This is a genomic window from Streptomyces sp. NPDC007095, from assembly GCF_040634475.1.
Classification (GTDB): domain Bacteria; phylum Actinomycetota; class Actinomycetes; order Streptomycetales; family Streptomycetaceae; genus Streptomyces.
On the sequence record NZ_JBEYFS010000039.1, the window covers coordinates 1 to 18560 of the forward strand.

Annotated in this window: 17 protein-coding genes and 2 pseudogenes; 7 read left to right on the forward strand and 12 right to left on the reverse strand. The window is 70.3% G+C overall.

Annotation, left to right across the window (positions count from 1 at the left end):
- Positions 1-982: 982 nt before the first annotated feature.
- Positions 983-1384 (forward strand): annotated as a pseudogene (locus ABZ656_RS15695) (arsenite S-adenosylmethyltransferase); the annotation flags it as partial.
- 558 nt (positions 1385-1942) lie between these two features.
- On the opposite strand, the gene ABZ656_RS15700 reads toward ABZ656_RS15695, so the two are convergent.
- Positions 1943-3352, reverse strand: a complete 1410-nt coding sequence (locus tag ABZ656_RS15700; protein ID WP_360268315.1) for a glutamate decarboxylase — start codon at positions 3350-3352, stop codon at positions 1943-1945.
- A 757-nt stretch (positions 3353-4109) separates the two neighbouring features.
- On the opposite strand from ABZ656_RS15700, the pseudogene ABZ656_RS15705 reads away from it, so the two are divergent.
- A pseudogene (locus ABZ656_RS15705) lies at positions 4110-4412 on the forward strand (MFS transporter); the annotation flags it as partial.
- Here ABZ656_RS15705 and ABZ656_RS15710 read toward each other — a convergent pair.
- From ABZ656_RS15710 to ABZ656_RS15720, 3 genes are all read right to left on the reverse strand, one after another.
- The gene (locus ABZ656_RS15710) at positions 4374-5219 is read right to left on the reverse strand and encodes a fused MFS/spermidine synthase (protein ID WP_101407925.1); all 846 of its coding nucleotides are present in this window, start codon (positions 5217-5219) and stop codon (positions 4374-4376) included. The pseudogene ABZ656_RS15705 and the gene ABZ656_RS15710 sit on opposite strands and share 39 nt — an antisense overlap.
- 175 nt (positions 5220-5394) lie before the next feature.
- Positions 5395-6564: an elongation factor Tu gene (tuf, locus tag ABZ656_RS15715; RefSeq protein ID WP_101407926.1), complete on the reverse strand. Its 1170-nt coding sequence runs from the start codon at positions 6562-6564 to the stop codon at positions 5395-5397.
- Positions 6565-6882: 318 nt separating this feature from the next.
- On the reverse strand, positions 6883-7617 hold the full coding sequence (locus tag ABZ656_RS15720) for a DNA alkylation repair protein (RefSeq protein WP_360268319.1): 735 nt from the start codon (positions 7615-7617) through the stop codon (positions 6883-6885).
- 49 nt (positions 7618-7666) lie between these two features.
- Here ABZ656_RS15720 and ABZ656_RS15725 point away from each other — a divergent pair, with 49 nt between their 5' ends.
- Positions 7667-8446 (forward strand): VTT domain-containing protein, encoded by a 780-nt coding sequence (locus ABZ656_RS15725; protein ID WP_360268322.1) that lies wholly within the window; start codon positions 7667-7669, stop codon positions 8444-8446.
- Positions 8447-8501: 55 nt separating this feature from the next.
- Here ABZ656_RS15725 and ABZ656_RS15730 read toward each other — a convergent pair whose 3' ends face one another.
- Positions 8502-9671 carry a thiolase family protein gene (locus ABZ656_RS15730; RefSeq protein ID WP_360268325.1) on the reverse strand — a complete coding sequence of 390 codons (1170 nt, stop codon included), beginning with the start codon at positions 9669-9671 and terminating at the stop codon, positions 8502-8504.
- Between the two features lie 102 nt (positions 9672-9773).
- Between ABZ656_RS15730 and ABZ656_RS15735 the strand changes: the two genes are divergently transcribed.
- Positions 9774-10235, forward strand: a complete 462-nt coding sequence (locus tag ABZ656_RS15735; RefSeq protein ID WP_360268328.1) for a helix-turn-helix domain-containing protein — start codon at positions 9774-9776, stop codon at positions 10233-10235.
- A 47-nt stretch (positions 10236-10282) separates the two neighbouring features.
- On the opposite strand, the gene ABZ656_RS15740 is transcribed toward ABZ656_RS15735, so the two are convergent.
- Genes ABZ656_RS15740 through ABZ656_RS15750 form a run of 3 tightly spaced genes read right to left on the reverse strand, consistent with a single transcriptional unit; the run spans position 10283 to position 13151 of the window.
- Positions 10283-11014 carry a cupin gene (locus ABZ656_RS15740; RefSeq protein ID WP_360268331.1) on the reverse strand — a complete coding sequence of 244 codons (732 nt, stop codon included), beginning with the start codon at positions 11012-11014 and terminating at the stop codon, positions 10283-10285.
- Positions 11011-11952, reverse strand: coding sequence for a PmoA family protein (locus ABZ656_RS15745; RefSeq protein WP_101407931.1), 942 nt, complete (start codon positions 11950-11952; stop codon positions 11011-11013). Before ABZ656_RS15745 ends, ABZ656_RS15740 begins: the two co-directional genes overlap by 4 nt.
- Positions 11949-13151 (reverse strand): Gfo/Idh/MocA family oxidoreductase, encoded by a 1203-nt coding sequence (locus tag ABZ656_RS15750; protein WP_360268334.1) that lies wholly within the window; start codon positions 13149-13151, stop codon positions 11949-11951. The genes ABZ656_RS15745 and ABZ656_RS15750 overlap by 4 nt, the downstream gene beginning before the upstream one ends.
- Positions 13152-13509: 358 nt before the next feature.
- Here ABZ656_RS15750 and ABZ656_RS15755 point away from each other — a divergent pair, with 358 nt between their 5' ends.
- Positions 13510-14385, forward strand: a complete 876-nt coding sequence (locus ABZ656_RS15755) for an undecaprenyl-diphosphate phosphatase (RefSeq protein ID WP_101407933.1) — start codon at positions 13510-13512, stop codon at positions 14383-14385.
- Positions 14386-14420: 35 nt separating this feature from the next.
- On the opposite strand, the gene ABZ656_RS15760 is transcribed toward ABZ656_RS15755, so the two are convergent.
- Complete coding sequence (locus ABZ656_RS15760) at positions 14421-14996, reverse strand: carboxymuconolactone decarboxylase family protein (RefSeq protein ID WP_101407934.1); 576 nt, start codon at positions 14994-14996, stop codon at positions 14421-14423.
- Between the two features lie 272 nt (positions 14997-15268).
- Between ABZ656_RS15760 and ABZ656_RS15765 the strand changes: the two genes are divergently transcribed.
- Both ABZ656_RS15765 and ABZ656_RS15770 read left to right on the forward strand, forming a co-directional pair.
- Positions 15269-15553, forward strand: a complete 285-nt coding sequence (locus tag ABZ656_RS15765; RefSeq protein WP_218978457.1) for a helix-turn-helix domain-containing protein — start codon at positions 15269-15271, stop codon at positions 15551-15553.
- Positions 15554-15780: 227 nt separating this feature from the next.
- Positions 15781-15960, forward strand: coding sequence for a hypothetical protein (locus tag ABZ656_RS15770; protein ID WP_075032584.1), 180 nt, complete (start codon positions 15781-15783; stop codon positions 15958-15960).
- A gap of 60 nt (positions 15961-16020) precedes the next feature.
- Here the strand turns inward: ABZ656_RS15770 and ABZ656_RS15775 are convergent, their stop codons facing one another.
- From ABZ656_RS15775 to ABZ656_RS15785, 3 genes are all read right to left on the reverse strand, one after another.
- Positions 16021-16761, reverse strand: coding sequence for a glucose 1-dehydrogenase (locus ABZ656_RS15775; RefSeq protein ID WP_101407936.1), 741 nt, complete (start codon positions 16759-16761; stop codon positions 16021-16023).
- Between the two features lie 241 nt (positions 16762-17002).
- Entirely contained in the window at positions 17003-17548 is a 546-nt protein-coding gene (locus ABZ656_RS15780; protein ID WP_101407937.1) for a hypothetical protein, read from the reverse strand.
- A 307-nt stretch (positions 17549-17855) separates the two neighbouring features.
- Positions 17856-18557, reverse strand: a complete 702-nt coding sequence (locus tag ABZ656_RS15785; RefSeq protein WP_101407938.1) for a 1,4-alpha-glucan branching protein — start codon at positions 18555-18557, stop codon at positions 17856-17858.
- Positions 18558-18560: the final 3 nt, after the last annotated feature.

An 18560-nucleotide genomic window follows, 5' to 3' on the forward strand; every position in this document is an offset into this window, starting at 1 on the left:
GCCCTCGTACTGGACGTACTTGGGTCTGTGCCTGGTGCGGTGAGAGTGCGTGCATGGCGTCGCAGGGCAGACGGGAATTTGACGACAGGGCCTAGGAGACGCCGCCACCAGTGTCAAAGAAGCCGCCGGTGCGGCGAACCGGCGAGTCGGCGCGCGGCCGGCAATCGGTGTTGCGCGCGGGGATCGCGGCGGCGACGGTCGGGCGGTGACCTCCGCCGCCGACGCCTCCCGACGCTCCCGCCGCCCCTCCTGAACGGGCCACAACTACACCCTGCTGACCGCCGCCGCGGTCGTCACCAACTTATTGATCTTTGGGTTTGCGCAGACGAGCGTGGCGAGGGTGGTCTTACCAAACCCTCCGGCCCCTTCCAGGGCTGTTGTGAGGCCCACTGGGCCCGAGGCGCGTCGTCGTGCGCACACGATGTCGACTGCTCGGCCGGCCTCCGCACGATCAACAACCCAACTCGGCACCTCTGTGATCGCCGGTGGCGGAGGGTCGTTGGTGATCCCTGCTCCCGGACCGGAACTCCCAAGCCCCGCAAGCCAAGCGTGAACACCGACTGCTGCCCCAATAACACCGGCAATGGGGTCAGCCGCGTCGAACCCTCCGCGCAACACAACTACGCATAGCCATACCAGGCCGGCAACGCCCACCCAAAGGCAGCTGCCTCTTCCATCGTCCCTCAGACCTCATGGCAGTCGATGCCATCCAAAGGGCTCGCCATCGAGCCCTTCGTTACTGTGGATGATGTACCGCTGCCGCTGGGGTACGAAAGGCAGGTCAGCGACCCAGGGCGGCTTCGCCGCCCGCCGTGGGGCAGGTAAATGGGCGCGTCGAACACCCCGTAGCCCTTGATCAACACCGCGTCGCGGGGCGACAACGCAGGAGGCGAGGTCAGCTACCTGCGGTTTTGCCCATACGGGTCGGTATTTACGCGTCAGGAGACCCGTCTTGGCCGTCGAAAACACCCGCGCCGGATTCGAGGCGTTCCGTGTCCTGACGCCGGCCGCATCGGCGTCTCGGACGTGGTCGCCGACGACGCCCCCTCCCCCGCCCAGCGCGCGGAGCTCGGCGACTACGTCGGCTGCATCGCAGGCGCCCTGTCATTCACCGAGCACCGCGAACGCCTTGAGGCGGCAGGGCTCGTGAACATCGAGATCACCCCCACGCACCCCGTGGCCGACGCCACGCTCCGCCATCGTCCGCGCCACCAAGCCCCGGACCGAGACGCAGGCATCCCAGGCGACCGGGTCGGCCGATGCTTGCTGCGGTGTCAACGCCTGCTGCACACCCGCCGAGACCTCCGCCGACCCCGGCGTCACCGTCACAGTGGGCAAGAACGCATCCGGCTGCGGCTGCCAGAAGCGACCCGGACAGCCTTGAGGCCCCGCCCAATCAAGGGGGGCCTCAGAGCTCGTACGGGCCACTTCTGAAGGCTCGGCAGGGTCAGACCCACTCGACGTCTGAGTGGATACGTGAGGAGCCTTCGACGCCCGGCAGGGGCGTCCGCTGTATCACCGGAGCAAGCGACTGCCGCCGAGCCGGAACGCCGGCAGCAGCCAGCACAGCAGCCGCCTCAGCCTCGATTGCCCCCGCCAGGGCCTCAGCAATCCGCGCCGGCGCCTCGCTCACCTCAGTGCGCGTGACCGCTCGGCGCCGGCACCGCGTTCTTGACCCCAATGCCGCGGCTGTCCGTGGTTGTTGATGTCAGCGCTGGATGTCGGCGGAACCAGTGCCACCTCGGCCGTCACCCCAGCTCCTCCTGCCTGTGCGCTGCGACGGTGGTCACGAACGTGTGGACGCCGCTGTGCTCCTCAACTGACCGTGGCCGACCGTTCGATCTGGCACGTATCCGGCGCGCGCAGCAGATCTGCCGGAGGCAGGGTTCGCGGTGGAGACGCCCTCAGAGCGAGCAGGTGTGTGCAACCGCGGGGAGACGCGTCAGTAGCCGGTGCCGCGCTTGACCTGGGCCCGCTCGTTCCCATGGGTCGCACCCTTGTCGTCCAAAGTGCGACACGCGTCGGAAATATCCTGGCTCAGGCGATCGATCTGCTCGCGGCTCAGGGTCTCCTTGACCAGGGCACGCATGATCTTCACCCGCTCCGCGTTGGGCGGGAGCGTGTACGCCGGCACCATCCAGCCGCGCTCGGCCGAGAGTTGCCAGGCGACGTCGGACTCATCGTAGGCGTGCTTGCCGACGAGACGGAAAGCGACCAGTGGCAGTTGCTCGAGGTCGCTCCCGATCACTTCGAAGCGGCCGCTGCTACGCAGGTTGTCCGCCAACACGTGGGCGTTCTCCTGCAACATCTTCATGATGTAGGTGTAGCCCTGGCGACCGAGCCGGACGAAGTTGTAGTACTGCGCGAGCACCATCGACGCGCCGGTAGAGAAGTTCAGCGTGAACGTCGCGTCGGTCTTGCCCAAGTAGTTCTCGTGGAAAACGAGGTCCTTGGGCAGGTCGGACTCCTCGCGGAAGACCAGCCAGCCGATGCCGGGGTAGACCAGGCCGTACTTGTGTCCCGAGACGTTGATCGAACGGACCTGCTCGAGCCGGAAGTCCCATTTCGAGTCCGGGTAGAGGAAGGGCCACACGAATGCGCCGCTGGCTCCGTCAACGTGGATCGGGATGTCGAGGTCCCGCTCCTTGCGGACGTCCCGCAGGAGCTTGTCGATCCCGACGACGTCGTCCTTGTGGCCGGTGAACGTGGTGCCGAGGACGGCGACGACGCCGATCGTGTTCCCGTCGAGGTGAGGCTCCACGTCCTCCGGGCCGATCGTGTACTTGCCCTCGGCAAGCGGCACGATCCGCGGCTCGACGTCGAAGTAGCGGCAGAACTTCTCCCACACGACGTGGACGTCCCCGCCGAAGATCAAGTTGGGTCGGTCGACCGACAGATTGGCCGCCTGGCGGCGCTCCCGCCACTTCCACTTCAGCGATAGCGCCCCGAGCATGATTGCCTCGGACGAGCCCTGGGTCCGACATCCGGTTGTCTTGCCCGGCGCGTTGAAGAGGTCGGCGAGCATGCGCACGCAACGCTGCTCGATCTCGGCGGAAATCGGGTACTCCGCGTGGTCGATGAAATTGCGGTGGAGATTCTCGGCGATAATCCGTTGCGCCTCCGGCTCCATCCAAGTGGTGACAAACGTGGCGAGGTTGCGCTGCGGGTCACCCTCCATGGCGAGGTCCACATCCAGCAGCCTCATTGCGTCCGTCGCAGCCATGCCTTCCAGGGGGAAGGTCTCCGAGGGAGCGGGCATGGTCAAGAATCGGTTGCCGAACAGGGCTGCGTCGTCACGCTTAGACATATGACGATTCAAACAGCAGCCGGCGCCTGCCTCGGCGAGGGACACGCCGAGGCAGAATAGCGAGCCTCCGAGCTGGCTTCGGCCCTGCGCGCTACGGAACACCCCCTTCTCAGGCGGCGCGCGCCCGCGCCGTAGGGAATGTTCTATCCCGCTGGGACGAGGCGCCTGTTCCCCTCCCGTCCACCATCGACCAGGCCACCAACCCACACGTCAGCGAGCCCCCTCCCAATCAAGGAAGGAGGCTCAACTGGTCTCGGTCGCAAGGCAGCCCCGAACTGCCCTCGGACCCACTCCACCTCGGAGACGATCCCCGCAGCGCCTCCAATGCCCGGCAACGGTGTCCACAAGGGCGCCACCGGTGCAGACGGGCGAGGGCCGGAAGCACCGGCCGCAACCAGCGCGGCGGCCACCTCGTCCTCGCTCATCCGGCCCCATCGGCCGCCCCTCGGCGACGTCGGCCGTCCGCGCCCACGCGTCGACCACCAACTCGCCGTCGCGCCAGGCCGCCACCTGCGCCCCGGCCTCCACGCCCGATCCCGTCGGCTCCGCCAGGACTTCCTCGACGCGCCGCTGCGCCGGGTTGTCCGGCACCGTGCTGGTGTGCACAGACCCTCCCCCTCCGACCGGGGGGACCGCGATCATGGTCGCCCGCCGACTTCAACGCGGTTCCGACCGGAACCGTTCCGACGGTCGCTGCTTCGCACTGGCAGCCACGGTCGGCCCCGCGAAGCGTTTCCCCTCACACGTCCCGGCCAGAGTCAGAGGGCCAATAGTGGTGAGGTTGCATTTGAAGAGGTATTGCTCGCTGCACCAGGAGATCCCCGAGGACAATCTCTCCCGCGTCCCGGCGTACGACTGGTTCGGTCCGATCGCGATGGTCCCGCTGGCCACCGCCCTGGCGGCCCCGGCGGAAGCTGCCCTCGGGCGTACGACCGCCCTGTGGGGCTGTTCGGCGCTGGTCGTCGTGGTCACAGCGGCGGTGTTGTGCGTGCCGGACTTACGGAATCTGAACCGGCGGACCAAGCCGGTGGCCCAGGGGTCACCGGTGGCGGGGGTCGAGCTCCGGTCAGCCGATGCTGAAGGCACCGCCGGGCGGCTCGGGTGAGGCAACCGCGTCCTCGTCGCGCACAGGTACGGCGGAGCCGATGAACTCCCGCAGCGCCGCGCCGCTTTCGACACGCGCCGGGAAGGCGTCGGCGGCCGTGCGGCGGGCGAGGACGGCCGTGTCGAGCAGGCGGTGGGAGGCCACGAGCACCGCGTTGCCGAAGCGCCGGCCGCGCAGCACACCGGGTTCGGCGATCAGGGACAGCTCCTCGAACACGGTCGCGAACGTGGCGAGTTGGGAGCGCAGGAAGACGAAAGGCGCGGCGTCGGCGAGGTTGGCCAGATAGACGCCGTCCTCGCGCAACACGCGCGCGGCGGCGCGCGCGTACGCCGTGGACGTCAGGTGCGCCGGGACGCGCGCGCCGCCGAAGACGTCCGCGATCACGATGTCGGCGGAGGCGGGCGCGGCGGATTCGAGCCAGCCTCTCGCGTCCGCGCCGTGCAGCGTGATGCCCGCGTCCTCGGGTACGGGCAGGTACTCGCCGACCAGCTCCAGCAGGCCCAGGTCGGCCTCCACCACGTCCTGCCGTGAGCCGGGGCGGGTCGCGGCCACATAGCGGGGCAGCGTCAGGGCTCCGCCGCCGAGGTGGAGCACGTCAAGGGGCCGTCCCGACTCCACGACCGTGTCCAGGACGTGCCCGAGCCGTCGGGCGTACTCGAACTCCAGATGGGTCGGCTCGTCGAGATCGACGTACGACTGCGGTGCGCCGTCGACCGTGAGCAGCCAGGCCCGCCTCCGGTCCACGTCCGGCATCAGCTTGGCGGTTCCATGATCCACGGCCCGGGTCACGGGTATCGGCTCGTCCACGGGTCCATTGTGCCGCCCCTTCCAGGAGCACTGTCAGCGCTGCCTGACCGCCGCGCGGGCCGCGGCCTCTCCGACGGCGGTCGGTACGAGTCGGTGCCCGCTCCCCTCGTAGCGGGAGCGGGCACCCTCGGCACCCTCGCAGCGGGACGGGCACCCTCGTCCTGCCCCTCGGCCGTCAGCCCACCGAGGTCACCGTCCCCGCGCCGACCGTCCGGCCGCCCTCGCGGATCGCGAAGCCGAGCCCCGGCTCCAGCGGCACCTCGCGCCCGAGCTCGACCGTCATCGTGACGGTGTCGCCGGGCCGGGCCACCGCCCGCTCGCCGAGGTCGACGTCACCGACCACGTCCGCGGTGCGGATGTAGAACTGCGGCCGGTACCCGGTGGAGACGGGTGTCGTACGACCGCCCTCGCCCGTCGACAGGACATACACCTGGGCCGAGAAACGGCGACTGGGCACGACGCTGCCGGGCGCGGCGACGATGTGCCCGCGGCGTACGGCGTCGCGGGGCACCCCGCGCAGCAGCAGCGCCACGTTGTCCCCGGCCTGAGCCTCGTCCATGGGCTTGCCGAAGGTCTCCAGGCCGGTGACCACCGTGTCGACGGCCGCGCCGAGCACTTCGACGCGGTCGCCGACCCGGATCGTGCCGCGCTCGACCGCGCCCGTGACGACCGTCCCGCGCCCGGTGATCGTGAGCACGTTCTCGACCGGCAACAGGAACGGCGCGTCGAGGTACCGCTCGGGCATGGGCACATACGTGTCCACCGCGTCGAGCAGCGCGTCGATCGCCGCCGTCCAACGGGAGTCGCCCTCAAGCGCCTTGAGACCGGACACCCGTACGACGGGTACGGACTCGCCCCCGTAGCCGTGCGCGGAGAGCAGCTCGCGGACCTCCAGCTCCACGAGGTCGGTCAGCTCCTCGTCGCCCGCGTCGGCCTTGTTCAGGGCGACGACGATGTGGTCGACGCCCACCTGCCGGGCGAGCAGCACGTGCTCGGCGGTCTGCGGCATGATCCCGTCGAGCGCGGAGACGACGAGGATCGCCCCGTCGAGCTGCGCCGCGCCGGTGACCATGTTCTTGACGTAGTCGGCGTGACCCGGCATGTCCACGTGCGCGTAGTGGCGGGTGTCGGTCTCGTACTCGACGTGCGCGATGTTGATGGTGATGCCGCGCGCGGCCTCCTCCGGCGCCCGGTCGATCCGGTCGAACGGTACGAACGTGCCGGAGCCGCGCTCGGCGAGGACCTTGGTGATGGCGGCGGTCAGGGTCGTCTTGCCGTGGTCGACGTGACCCATCGTGCCGATGTTCAGGTGCGGTTTGGTGCGGACGTATGCCGTCTTGGGCATGGCGATACCTCGAAGCCTCTTCAGTGTCAGCGGAGCTGAGTGATGGCCCCGGCGCTCAGCGGCCGGGACGGGGACCCCAAGGACTTGCCGACCCTCCCCCTGCGGGGTCCGCCGGACGATCCGGGAAGGGTCAGCTTCGGGCGCCGTCGACGGCGGCCACGATGATCGGGACGGCAGCCTTCGGCGCATCCGCGACTGCGGATGCTGCGAGGAGGAAGGCGTACCGGAACATGAGGCGATCATCGCCGACGTATCCGGCCACGTCGAATGGTTTTTCCCGCCACGAGGGCGGGTGTGACGGGTGTTTCTGCCGGTGCGTCAGGGGCCGATGTTCTTGAGCGCCTCACGTACGGAGAGGGGCGCGAGCCGCCCCTGTTCCCGGGACACGAAGGCCCGTACCGCCTCCGGGTCCGTCTTCGCGTACTCGCGCAGACACCAGCCGATCGCCTTGCGGACGAAGAAGTCGGGATGTCCGCACTGCCGTACGCAGTAGGCGAAGAGCCGCTCGGTGTCGGTCGTCTCCTTGTGACGGAGCTGGTGGAGCAGGGCCGTACGGGCGACCCACAGGTCGTCGTCCTCGATCCACGCGTCCATGTCGCTCTTCAGCTTCGGATCGGCGGCCACGAGGCCTCCCACCACGTGGGCGGCGAGTGCGTCGACGGTGTCCCACCAGGAGACCGTGCCGACGAGATGGCGCGTCACCGGGAGGAAACCGGAAGAGAGTTGCCTCACATGGCGGCGCAGGTAGTCGACGGCGAAATAGTGATACTCGCGCTCCGGCAACGCCCAGCAGCGCAGGGCCACGGCGATGCAATCGGCCTCTTCAGGGGCCGCCGTTCCGAGGAGGACCGTGCGGGACCGCGCGCGTCGATCGGGCGTGGTCAGACCGAGGAAGGGGGCGACGTCCTTCATGTACGCGCGCATGGACACGGCCCGTTCCGAATCGGCCGCCGCGCCGTAGGTGACGGTGAGTCGTTCCAGCACGGTGTCCGCGAGGGAACTGTTCGGCACCTCGAACCGCGCACCCGACGTTCCGGAAGCTGTGACGCCCATGAGACGAACCATACGGCGATCACACACACGGGTCGGTTACTGTCGCCGAATGCTCGATGCCACCACCCGCTCTGGGGGCACCGCCACAGCCGTTCCCCCGGCTCCCGTCGCTGAGCTCTCCCTCGCCGCGGAGTTCGCCGTCTCCACACCCACGGGCCTCGCCGCCCGTTGCACGAGAGTCCTGCTCTCGCCCTGGTCCCGGCTCTCCCTGCTGCTGGTGCTGCTCGCGGCGGCCGCGTCGAGCGTGCTGCTCTTCGAACCGCAGCGGCTGCTCTCCGACGGCTGGCCGCCACAGCTCAGCGGCGCCGCGGCGGCCGTGGTGTTCGCGGTGGCGTACGGACTGTGCACGGTGGCGTTCGTGCCCCGGCCGCTGCTCAATCTCGCGGCGGGCGCGCTCTTCGGCTCGCAGCTGGGCCTAGGCACCGCGCTCGCGGGCACGGTGCTCGGTGCCGGCGTGGCGTTCGGGCTCGGCCGGATCCTCGGGCAGGACGCGCTGCGCCCGCTGTTGCGCGCCCGCTGGCTGAAGGCGGCCGACGGACAGCTCAGCCGGCACGGCTTCCGTACGATGATGATGGCCCGGCTGTTCCCCGGCGTGCCCTTCTGGGCGGCGAACTACTGCGCGGCCGTCTCCCGCATGGGCTGGCTGCCGTTCCTCCTCGCCACCGCCCTGGGATCGATCCCGAACACCGCCGCGTACGCCGTCGCGGGGGCCCGGGCCTCGGCGCCGACCTCCCCCGCCTTCCTGATCGCCATGGGCTTCATCGCGCTGCCGGCCCTGGTCGGCGCGGTGGTGGCCTGGCGCAAGCGCCACCACCTGCGCGGACACTGATCAGCCTCCGGCACGGCGGCTCCCGGGAACCCCGCAGGACCCGGGCCGTCCGCGATTACACGGCCTCGATGACCATCGCGTTGGCGAGTCCGCCCGCCTCGCACATCGTCTGCAGCCCGTAGCGGGCTCCGCGCTCGCGCATCGCGTGCACGAGGGTGGTCGTCAGCCGGGTGCCGCTCGCGCCGAGCGGGTGGCCGAGCGCGATCGCCCCGCCGTGCACGTTGACCCGGGACAGGTCCGCGCCCGTCTCCTGCTGCCAGCTCAGGACGACGCTCGCGAAGGCCTCGTTCACCTCGAAGAGGTCGATGTCGCCGAGGGTGAGCCCCGCCTTGCGGAGCACCTTCTCGGTGGCCGGGACGACGCCCGTGAGCATCAGCAGCGGGTCGGAGCCGGTGACGGCGAAACTGTGCAGGCGGGCGAGCGGGCGCAGGCCGAGCCTGGCCGCGGTCTCGCTCGACGTGATCAGCACGGCCGACGCGCCGTCGTTGATCGGGCTCGCGTTGCCCGCCGTGACGGACCAGTCGATCTGCGGGAAGCGCTCGGCGTAGGCCGGGGCGTAGTAGGCGGGCTTGAGTCCGGCGAGTATCTCCGTGGTGGTGGCGGGCCGGACGCTCTCGTCGCGGGTCACGGACTCCAGGGGCGCGACCTCGGCGTCGAAGAGGCCGTTGTCCCAGGCCGTGGCCGCCTTCTGGTGCGAGCCCGCCGCAAAAGCGTCCAGCTGCGCGCGCGACAGTCCCCACTTGGCGGCGATGAGTTCGGCGCTGATGCCCTGTGGCACCAGGCCCTCCGGGAAGCGCACCGCGATCCCGGGTCCGAAGGGATCCTCGGTGCCTCGGACGTTCGAGCCCATGGGCACACGGCTCATCGACTCCACACCGCAGGCGACGACCATGTCGTACGCCCCCGACAGGACACCCTGGGCCGCGAAGTGCACGGCCTGCTGGGACGAGCCGCACTGGCGGTCCACGGTGGTGGCGGGCACCGCCTCGGGAAAGCCCGCCGAGAGCGCCGCGTACCGGGTGATGTTCGCGGCCTGCTCGCCCACCTGGCTGACGGTCCCGCCGATGACGTCGTCGATCAGCGCCGGATCGACTCCGGAGCGCTCGACGAGGGTGCGCAGTGTGTGGGCGAGGAGCTCCACGGGGTGGACGTGGGCGAGGGAGCCGTTCGGCTTGCCCTTGCCGATGGGGGTGCGTACGGCTTCGACGATGACGGCGTCACGCATGTTTGATCTCCAGACTCACCAAGTTTGTTTTCCAAACTCACTAGGTGACTCAAGAGTAACCCAGTGAGTTGGACAAACCAACCCACCCCCTAGACTGGTGGCATGAAGGACGCCCGCCCCTGCTCGATCGCCGACACACTCGCTCTCGTCGGCGAGAAGTACTCCCTGTTGGTACTGCGCGAGGTGTCGCTCGGCGCCACCCGCTTCGACCAGCTCGTCCGCAACATCGGCGCACCGCGCGATGTGCTCACCGCCCGTCTGAAACGGCTCGTCGACGCGGGCGTACTGGAGAAGGTCGAGTACAGCGACCGCCCGAAGCGCTACGAGTACTGGCCCACCCAGGCCGGTCTGGAACTTGAGCCGGTGCTGCACACGCTGATGGCGTGGGGCGACCGCCATCTCCAGGAGGACGGTTTCCGTCCCATGGTGCTGGAGCACACCTGCGGCCATGAGCTGGTCCCGCAGGTCGTGTGCCGGGAGTGCGGCGAAGTGGTCGAGCACGGACACCTGACGGCCCACCCGCAGACCCCGGGCTGGACGGCGACTGGGCCTGCGGTGGCGTAGGGACGGGCCTGTGGTGGCGCGGGCCCGGAGAAGAACCCCCGTAGGGGCTAATTGGTCCCCTTGTAGACGTCGAGGCGTCCGCACATCCCGAACTTGCCGTGCGCGGACGGCTGTTCGGCCCGTACGAGGGCGTCGGCGAGGTGGGAGACGTCGCCCCCCTCCAGCCGGTCCAGCTGCTCTCCCGTGGCCGCGGTGGCGGCCTCGGCACCGCGCCGCCACCGCTCGCGCCACTCGGCGAGCCGGGGTCGCACCAGCGCGGCCGCTGCCCGGTGGAACGCGGCGAGCGGCTCGGGCCCGTCCGCCGCGCGCAGCTCCCGGTAGCCCTCCAGGGCGAGGTCCCGCCGGGCCCGGGCGACCCGCTCCTGCTCCTCCTCGGGCGCGTCGGCCGGGATGACCGTCGCGGCCGCGTACGTCTCGGGGTCGGTCAGGTACTCCGGAGGCAGGGTGAGCACGGCGTCACCCGCTTCGGGCAGGCCGTTGTTCTGCATGAGGACGGTGATGCGCAGGTCGTCCTCGTTGACCAGGCGGTGGATGGTGCCGGGTGTGAACCACGCGACCGTGCCGGATTCGAGCGGCGTGACCTCGTACCCGGACGTCGTCAGCGTCTGCACCGCTCCGCGCCCGCCGGTGACGACGTACGCCTCCGAACAGGTCAGGTGCAGATGGGGGGTCCCGCCGGAGACCCCGTCGGCGGCGGGCCAGTCGTACACGCAGAGGTGCGAGACGGCGACGGCGCCCGGCAGCCCGCTGAACACCGGGGTCTCGTGCGCGCCGCTCACCACGAGTGCTCCTCCAGGTACTTGGCGACCTCCTCGCGTTCCCAGGCCCCGTCGGCCACGACGACGCGGTAGCGTCGGGTGAGGGTGTCGCCGGGGGCGAGTTCGAGCTCGTCGAAGAAGGCGAACGAGGGGGCGACGGCGGCGAACGGATCGTTGCGCACGAACCAGTGGGCCGGGTGGGCGCCCGCCTCCCCGGTGTGGTCGTTCTCGGGGGCGTGCGCGAAGACGAGGGTCGCGTGGCCGTCGGCGCCGTCGTGCTCGCCGGAGTACGCGAGCCAGGGCGCCTGCCGCCCCATGAGGCCGGGCCCCTCGGAGTCGGGCCCGATGATCCGGCCGTCCCGGAAGGCGCGCGGTCCGCGCCAGAACAGGCCCGTGTAGCCGGCCATCTCCCGACCCGCGGTGGTCGGGCTGCCGAAGCGCAGCGTCTCGTCCCGCCGGTTGGTGACCGCGGTCGTCCAGGTCAGCGCCCAGGAACCCGACGCGGGATCGACGTCGTGCACCTCGACGCGGCGCTCCTCCTCGGCCCACAGCTCACCGTCGTACGGATGCCAGGTGAGGCGCTCGGCGATGACCGCGCGGCGCCCGTCCGAGACCACCTCGTCGAAGCCGGCGTGCGCCATCGACCCGACACGTTCAGGGAGTTCGAGGTATCCCTCCCCGTGGACGTACGTGTTGCCGCCCCACAGGTTGGAGCCCGACAGGTGGGAGGCCGTCATCTGGAGGCCCTTGTGCCAGCGGTGGTCGTTGGGCCGGTAGTCCGTGACGATGTCGCCGGCCAGCGTCCTGAGGGGGTGCAGATACGGCTTGGGAGCCTCCCAGGCCGTCTCGGGCCGATAGACGTAGCTCAACAGCTCCACGCCGGTGGTCGTGTCGCTGATCGTGATGCGATCACCATGGGCGTGGACGATACGCAGCGCACCCTGCGCGGGCTCGGTCATGCCGACGCCTCCTGGCTCGCGGTGGACGCGGACTCGCCGGTGGACGCGGCGGGCGGCGCCCAGCCCGGCGCGCCCCCGTGCAGGGCCGTGTAGAACGGGTCCCCGGGCCCGACCTCCCCCGCGCGGACGGTCGTGTCGGTGAACGCCGACTTGTAGAGCGCGGTGATCAGTTCCAGGCTGGTCCGCCCGTCGGCGCCGCTGCTGCGCGGCCGCTCCCCCGCGCGCATGCTCGCGACCAGCTCCCGCAACTGCTCCAGATGCGAGCTGGGTACGTCCGCTCCGAAGTCCCGCCAGGCCGCCACGTCCTCGCCGGACACGTCGGGGGCCGGGGTGATCCGCCAGTTGTCGTTGCTGTGGCCGTAAAGATGCGTGAGCTCGACGGTGGCGCGCTTACAGTCGATACGGATGCGGCTCACCTCGTCCGGGCTCAGGACGCTGTTGACGATCGTGGCCAGCGCGCCGCTCTCGAAGCGGACGAGGGCGGTCGAGACGTCCTCCGTCTCCACGTCGTGCACCAGGCGCCCGGCCATGGCCCGCACCTCGCTCCACGGCCCCATCAGGTCCAGGAGCAGGTCCATCTGGTGGATGCCGTGTCCCATCGCGGGCCCGCCGCCCTCGGTCTCCCAGCGCCCGCGCCAGGGCACGGCGTAGTACTCGGCATTGCGGTACCAGGTGGTCTGGCAGTGCGCCACGAGCGGGCGGCCCATGGTCCGCTCGGCGATGAGGCGCCGCACGTGCCGGGACCCCGAGCCGAACCTGTGCTGGAAGACGATGGCCGCGTACGGGCCCCCGTCCTTCCCCTCCTCCGCCTCGACGGCGTCGAAGTCGGCGAGCGTCAGGACCGGCGGCTTCTCGCACCAGACCCAGGCCCCGGCGCGCAGCGCGGCGACTGCCTGGTCCCGGTGCAGGGTCGGCGGGGTGCAGATCGCGACCAGGTCCGGCCGCTGCTCATCCAGCATGCGGTCCAGATCGGTGTACGCGTGCGGGATGCCCGCCTCGGCGCAGAACTTCTGGACGGCGTCCTCCGCGATGTCGACCGCGGCGACGATCTCCGTCTCGCCCTCCTCGGCGAGCCGGGCGAGCGCGGGAACATGGCTCCCGCGCGCGATGGCGCCCGTACCGATGACGGCGGCCCGGATACGGCGGCCCTCGAACGGGGTCGCGGGGCGGTTGGGGGCGGACTCGGTGCTCTTACTCATGTACGTGATCAGCGCTCCATCGGACGTGACGTCAGACGTTGGCCAACGCATGGTGTCACCGAAGCCGAACCGGCGACAGCAAGCGCTTTCTCCTCTGCTGCAACGTATGTGCCGGTCCAGCGGCAGGTCAACACCCCGGTCGCACCGTGGACAACGCTGCCCACCAGGTCGGCACAGGACCGTCACCGCCCGCCTGCCCGCCGTCCGCCCACTGCCCGCGCACTGTCTGCGCACGAAACCCCCTGTGGCAGAGCCGTCCTTGGGGGACGTTACGCTGACCAACACCCGTGATCACCGCCCACAGCGGCTCGGCGTGCCCGTCGCCCCTTTCCGATCAGCGCTTGGACCACCTCACTTCATGTCTTGGTTTGAATCCCTCATCCTCGGACTCGTCCAGGGGCTGACCGAATTCCTTCCCGTCTCCTCCAGTGCGCATCTGCGCCTGACGGCGGCGTTCTCCGGCTGGGAGGACCCCGGAGCGGCCTTCACCGCGATCACCCAGCTCGGCACGGAGGCGGCGGTACTGATCTACTTCCGCAAGGATGTCGGCCGGATCCTCGCGGCGTGGTCCCGCTCACTCACGAACAAGGAGATGCGCCGGAACCACGACGCCCAGATGGGCTGGCTGGTCATCGTCGGCTCCATACCCATCGGCGTACTCGGCCTGACACTCAAGGACCAGATCGAGGGCCCGTTCCGCGATCTGCGGATCACCGCGACGATGCTCATCGTCATGGGCGTGGTCATCGGCATCGCCGACCGGCTCGCGGCGCGTGACGAGACCGGCGGGAAGCACCGTGCGCCCAAGCAGCGCAAGGTACTCGAGGACCTGAACGTCAAGGACGGCCTGCTGTACGGCCTCTGCCAGGCGATGGCCCTGATCCCCGGCGTCTCCCGGTCCGGCGCGACCATCAGCGGCGGCCTCTTCATGGGCTACACCCGCGCCGCGGCGGCCCGTTACTCCTTCCTCCTCGCGATGCCGGCCGTGCTCGCCTCGGGCACCTTCGAGGTCAAGGACGCCACCGCGAACGGACATGTGGCGTGGGGGCCGACCATCTTCGCGACGGTGATCGCGTTCGCGGTCGGATACGCCGTCATCGCGTGGTTCATGAAGTTCATCTCGCACAAGAGCTTCATGCCGTTCGTCTGGTACCGGATCGCGCTCGGTATCGTCATCATCGCGCTGGTCTCGACCGGCGGGCTGAGCCCGCACGCGGCCGAGTCCGCGGGCTGACCGGCCCAGTCCGCGGGCTGACGGCTCACCACCCCTCAGGCGCCCGAGCGGTCCGTCCCGGGGAGGGCGAGCGCCCAGGGTTCCGGCTCGATCCGCGCGCCGTTGGCGACGTACGCGATCGTGCGGTACCAGCCCGCGAGGACCAGCAGCTCGAGGACTTCGGGCTCGTCGAGGTGCTCCCGCAGTCCGCTCCAGGCCGCGTCGCTCACCCGGGCCGTGTCGTGCAGCTCGTCGACGGCACGCAGCAGCGCCGCCTGCCGGTCGGACCAGACCGGGTGGCCGGGTCCGCCGGTCGCCGTGAGCGTCACCTGCCGCGGGGTGAGTCCGGCCGTCTCGGCGTACGTCGCCATGTGGACGCCCCATTCGTACGCGCATCCGGAGCGGGCGGCGACGCGGGCGATGACGAGTTCTCGGTCGGCGTCGCCCAGCAGGCCGTGGACGAGGAGGCCGGCGCCCAGTGCCCGCATGCGTGAGGCGAGTTCCGGGTGGCGCTCCAGCACCTTGAACAGCATCAGGGGTTCGCGGGCGACACCGGGCGGCATCCACCGGTGCAACGCGCGGTCGGTCTCGGGCTCGTAGGGCGGCGTGACGCCGTCGATGCGTTGCTTCATGGATCGCACCCTTGCGCTTCTGAAATCGAAGCGCAAGGGTGGGAGGTGAGCGACTCCCAGCGAGAGGTACTCACTTGGGCACGACACCCGCACCGAACGATTCGGCTTCCGGCATTCCGAGGCGGGGCCGTCCGGGCCCCGGGGGCCCTTTCGAAGGCATGGACACCCCGGCTCAAGGCACGAACGCCTCGGCTCCCGGCAGCCCCCATCAGGACTCGGACGCTCCCGCCCCCGGCCGCCCCGTCCGCGGCTCGGCCACCGGTCGTCCCGTCATGGCGGCGCTGGATCTGCTCGGCCGGCGCTGGACGCTACGGATCATCTGGGAACTGCACGACAACGGCGCGCCGATCGGCTTCCGGGACCTCCAGCGCCGTTGTGACGACATGTCCTCCAGCGTCCTGTCCACGCGCCTCACGGAACTGCGCGAGACGGGCATCGCCTCGTCGACAGCGACGGCGGCGCAGCCGGCGTGGCACCTCACCGCGCTCGGCGACGACCTGGTCACCGCGATGGGACCGCTGCTGGACTGGTCACGCGCCTGGGCCGAGCGGCAGTGAGCGGATCCCGGCCGCGCCGACGGAAGTCGGGTGACGGCGCGCCTCCGACCGACGATCCGGCCGCCGTCGACGAGGTCTTCCGGGGCGTTCGGCATCGGGGCCGGCGTGCCGCCGCACGGATGGACTGGGCCCGTTCGCGTCACTCCGCGTCGGCCGTGACGAACCGCATACGGGATGAGTAGCCGCCCGGTAGCGCAGTGTCAGTCCTTGCCCCTAGGCTGGTGCGCATGTCCCCCGATTTAATGTCCTCTGGTTCCGTGCGGTCCGCTGCAGCGCTGAACGAACAGATCCGCGCCTTGTGGATGCGCGCGGGCGGCTCCCTTTCCGCGCAGGAGCGCGCGGAGTACGAGCTGCTGGTCGTGAAGTGGGCGGAAGCGATACGCGGAGAGGTCGTCGAGGCCGCGTGAGATCGGGCATGGGGACCTGCACGAAGTCCAAGGGCCGATGACCGGCACCCTTGTCGGGGCTCACCGCCCCCCGGACACCCGCAACACCGCCCCCGTCGTGTACGACGCATCGGGCGACATCAACCACGCGATGGCCGCGGCTACTTCCTCGGCCTGACCGACGCGGCGCAGCGGAATCGACGAGGCGGCGCGCTCGGCGCGGCCCGGATCTCCGCTGGTGGCGTGCATCTCCGTGGCGATCATGCCGGGTGCGACCGCGTTGACGCGGATGCCGTCCGGGCCGAGTTCCTTGGCGAGGCCCACCGTCAGGGCGTCGACGGCGGCCTTGGTGGCCGCGTAGTGGACGAAGTCACCGGGGCTGCCGAGTGTGGCCGCCGTCGAGGACACATTGACGATGACGCCGCTCCCCCAGGCCGCCATGGACCGGGCGGCCCGTCGCGAACACAGCAGTGTGCCCAGCAGGTTGACGTCCACCACGCGCCGTAGATCGGCGGGGTCGGCGTCCGCGAGCCTGCCGAGCGGACCGGTCACGCCGGCGTTGTTCACCAAGCCCGTCACCGGCCCGAGCCGGTCCGCCGCCGTGTCGAAGAGCCGCTCGACGTCGTCCTCGTCGGAGGTGTCCACGCGTACCGTGACGCAGCGGGCCCCCGCCGCGCGGACGGCGCTCGCGGTCCGCTCCGCGGCGGCGCCGTCGCTCACGTACCCCACCGCCACGTCGTGGCCGTCCGCCGCGAGACGCGCGCACGTCGCGGCACCGATCCCCCGGCTGCCGCCCGTGACGACGGTGACGTGGCGTGTCATACGTGCCTCCTGATGGCGAACGGGCAACCCGGGTCCGTAGCGAGCCCGTACTGGTCCTCGATCACTCTACGATCAAGGCCGCACCGCCGGGCAAGGGGTGAAGGTGCGCCAACACGCCCTCGTCCGAGGTGACGCCCGGCCGAAGCCGTCCCGGCTGATCTCGACGGCGAGATCGCTGCGGCTCCTCGGCGATCCGATGGACACGTCCTCGATCCGATGGACACGTCCTCATGGATGCGTCCTAGGCGACGGGGTCCGCAGCGCCGGACGGCACGCGGAACACGCGGCGTCCCGAGCCCCGCAGACCGGGGACGCCCTGCCACAGCACGGCCCCGTTCGCGCGCTCCCAGCTCGCGGTCGCCCGGGACCGCGCCCACTGGGCCAGGGCAAGCGTGACCAGCATGATCGGCGGCATCACTTGATGGGACGTCAGGCCGATGAACAGCAGCCAGCAGGCCAGGGCACCCACGAATCCCGCCGTGCGCCACAGCGACAGCCGCCGCACCGCGTCCTGCCCGTCGCGCGGTGCGGCGACGCTCTCGATCGGCGCGGCATCGTCGTAGGTGCGGCGCAGCCGGGCGGGGAGACGAAGACACATCGGCAGCAGCACCACGGACACGAAAACGATCGCGACCGATCCCACCCTCAGCATCTCGCGGTGGTGAGCCGTGCCGAGCAGCGCGAGCAGCACGCCTTCGGACAGCACCGCGCCCGCGGCCATCATCAGCGCGGACATCCGCTCCAGATACACCACGCGTATCAGCCCGTCGCGGGCGTCACCAGCCACCGTCGTACCTCTCTCACCGCCCGCACACCCGCACACCCGCACACCCGCACACCCGCACACCCGCACACCCGCACACCCGCACACCCGCACGGGCAGGCAAGATCCAACTCCGGGCGGAACGCAAGGTCAATACGCGACAGTTCCAGGATGCGCGGTCTTGACCACCCCTTGGCCGACGCGCGACCGAGTGGGCGAGCGGGGTACGGCCAGCACCAGGCGTAGGCAGCCGCGGTCTCTGTCCGGTCGGGACGGATGGGAGAGGGGGAGAGGGGGAGAGGGGGACTACGGTCGGCGCCGGGGAGTCCGGTCAACGAGCTGTGTCGCGCAGGACGACAAACAGACCGCGGCTCTCGTCGCCGTTCTTCGAGCGCCAGTCGGCAACGACATGTCCTCGGGCCGCCCGGGCCGCATGGGCCTGGGAAACCTGCGTGTCGGGCCGGAGGACACGCATCACGTCGATGGTCACGGCGCCCGCCGACTGACTGTGCGGCCCGGCTTCTTCCTTGGTTTCCACCACGATGGCGGTGCCGTGCTGTCTGTCGTCGACGACTGCCGACGTGATCACGGTTGAGAAGCCGACCCCCGTGAAGTAGCTCGTGACGGAGGGGGCCGGGGTGTTGGTCTCGCTCTGCGCCTGCGGCACGGCGCGGCCCTGGAGGAGATCGAGTAGTTGAGCGACGAGGACCGGGTCATGGGTCCCGTCGTACACCCACCGCCTTCCCAACACCCCGTGCTCGGACGTGCCGATGAGCCCCCGATCGGCTCCGTCGAGCGGCGCCCCGCGGTAGCTGAGCGGCACGTGGTAGGAGCGCGGTCGCTCGCCGGAGGTGTCCGTGACCACCATGAACTCGATTCCCACCTCCCCCTGCGGATCATCGAGCCGGAAGCCACCGGCCTTGGTCAGATGCGGCTCACTCGCCATGCCGATGTACCACGGCTGCCTGGGAAGCCAGGCGGTAAGGAGCTCCAGCTTGCTGGGCGTCATCGTGGTCTTGTAGATCACAGCCATGCT

What these genes read in the sequence shown, in the direction of transcription:
- tuf (WP_101407926.1), bottom strand. Translation starts at nt 6,564, where the DNA reads ATGCCCAAGACGGCATACGTCCGCACCAAACCGCACCTGAACATCGGC.
- ABZ656_RS15720 (WP_360268319.1), bottom strand. Translation starts at nt 7,617, where the DNA reads ATGGGCGTCACAGCTTCCGGAACGTCGGGTGCGCGGTTCGAGGTGCCG.
- ABZ656_RS15725 (WP_360268322.1), top strand. Translation starts at nt 7,667, where the DNA reads ATGCTCGATGCCACCACCCGCTCTGGGGGCACCGCCACAGCCGTTCCC.
- ABZ656_RS15730 (WP_360268325.1), bottom strand. Translation starts at nt 9,671, where the DNA reads ATGCGTGACGCCGTCATCGTCGAAGCCGTACGCACCCCCATCGGCAAG.
- ABZ656_RS15735 (WP_360268328.1), top strand. Translation starts at nt 9,774, where the DNA reads ATGAAGGACGCCCGCCCCTGCTCGATCGCCGACACACTCGCTCTCGTC.
- ABZ656_RS15745 (WP_101407931.1), bottom strand. Translation starts at nt 11,952, where the DNA reads ATGACCGAGCCCGCGCAGGGTGCGCTGCGTATCGTCCACGCCCATGGT.
- ABZ656_RS15750 (WP_360268334.1), bottom strand. Translation starts at nt 13,151, where the DNA reads ATGAGTAAGAGCACCGAGTCCGCCCCCAACCGCCCCGCGACCCCGTTC.
- ABZ656_RS15755 (WP_101407933.1), top strand. Translation starts at nt 13,510, where the DNA reads ATGTCTTGGTTTGAATCCCTCATCCTCGGACTCGTCCAGGGGCTGACC.
- ABZ656_RS15760 (WP_101407934.1), bottom strand. Translation starts at nt 14,996, where the DNA reads ATGAAGCAACGCATCGACGGCGTCACGCCGCCCTACGAGCCCGAGACC.
- ABZ656_RS15765 (WP_218978457.1), top strand. Translation starts at nt 15,269, where the DNA reads ATGGCGGCGCTGGATCTGCTCGGCCGGCGCTGGACGCTACGGATCATC.
- ABZ656_RS15770 (WP_075032584.1), top strand. Translation starts at nt 15,781, where the DNA reads ATGTCCCCCGATTTAATGTCCTCTGGTTCCGTGCGGTCCGCTGCAGCG.
- ABZ656_RS15775 (WP_101407936.1), bottom strand. Translation starts at nt 16,761, where the DNA reads ATGACACGCCACGTCACCGTCGTCACGGGCGGCAGCCGGGGGATCGGT.
- ABZ656_RS15785 (WP_101407938.1), bottom strand. Translation starts at nt 18,557, where the DNA reads ATGGCTGTGATCTACAAGACCACGATGACGCCCAGCAAGCTGGAGCTC.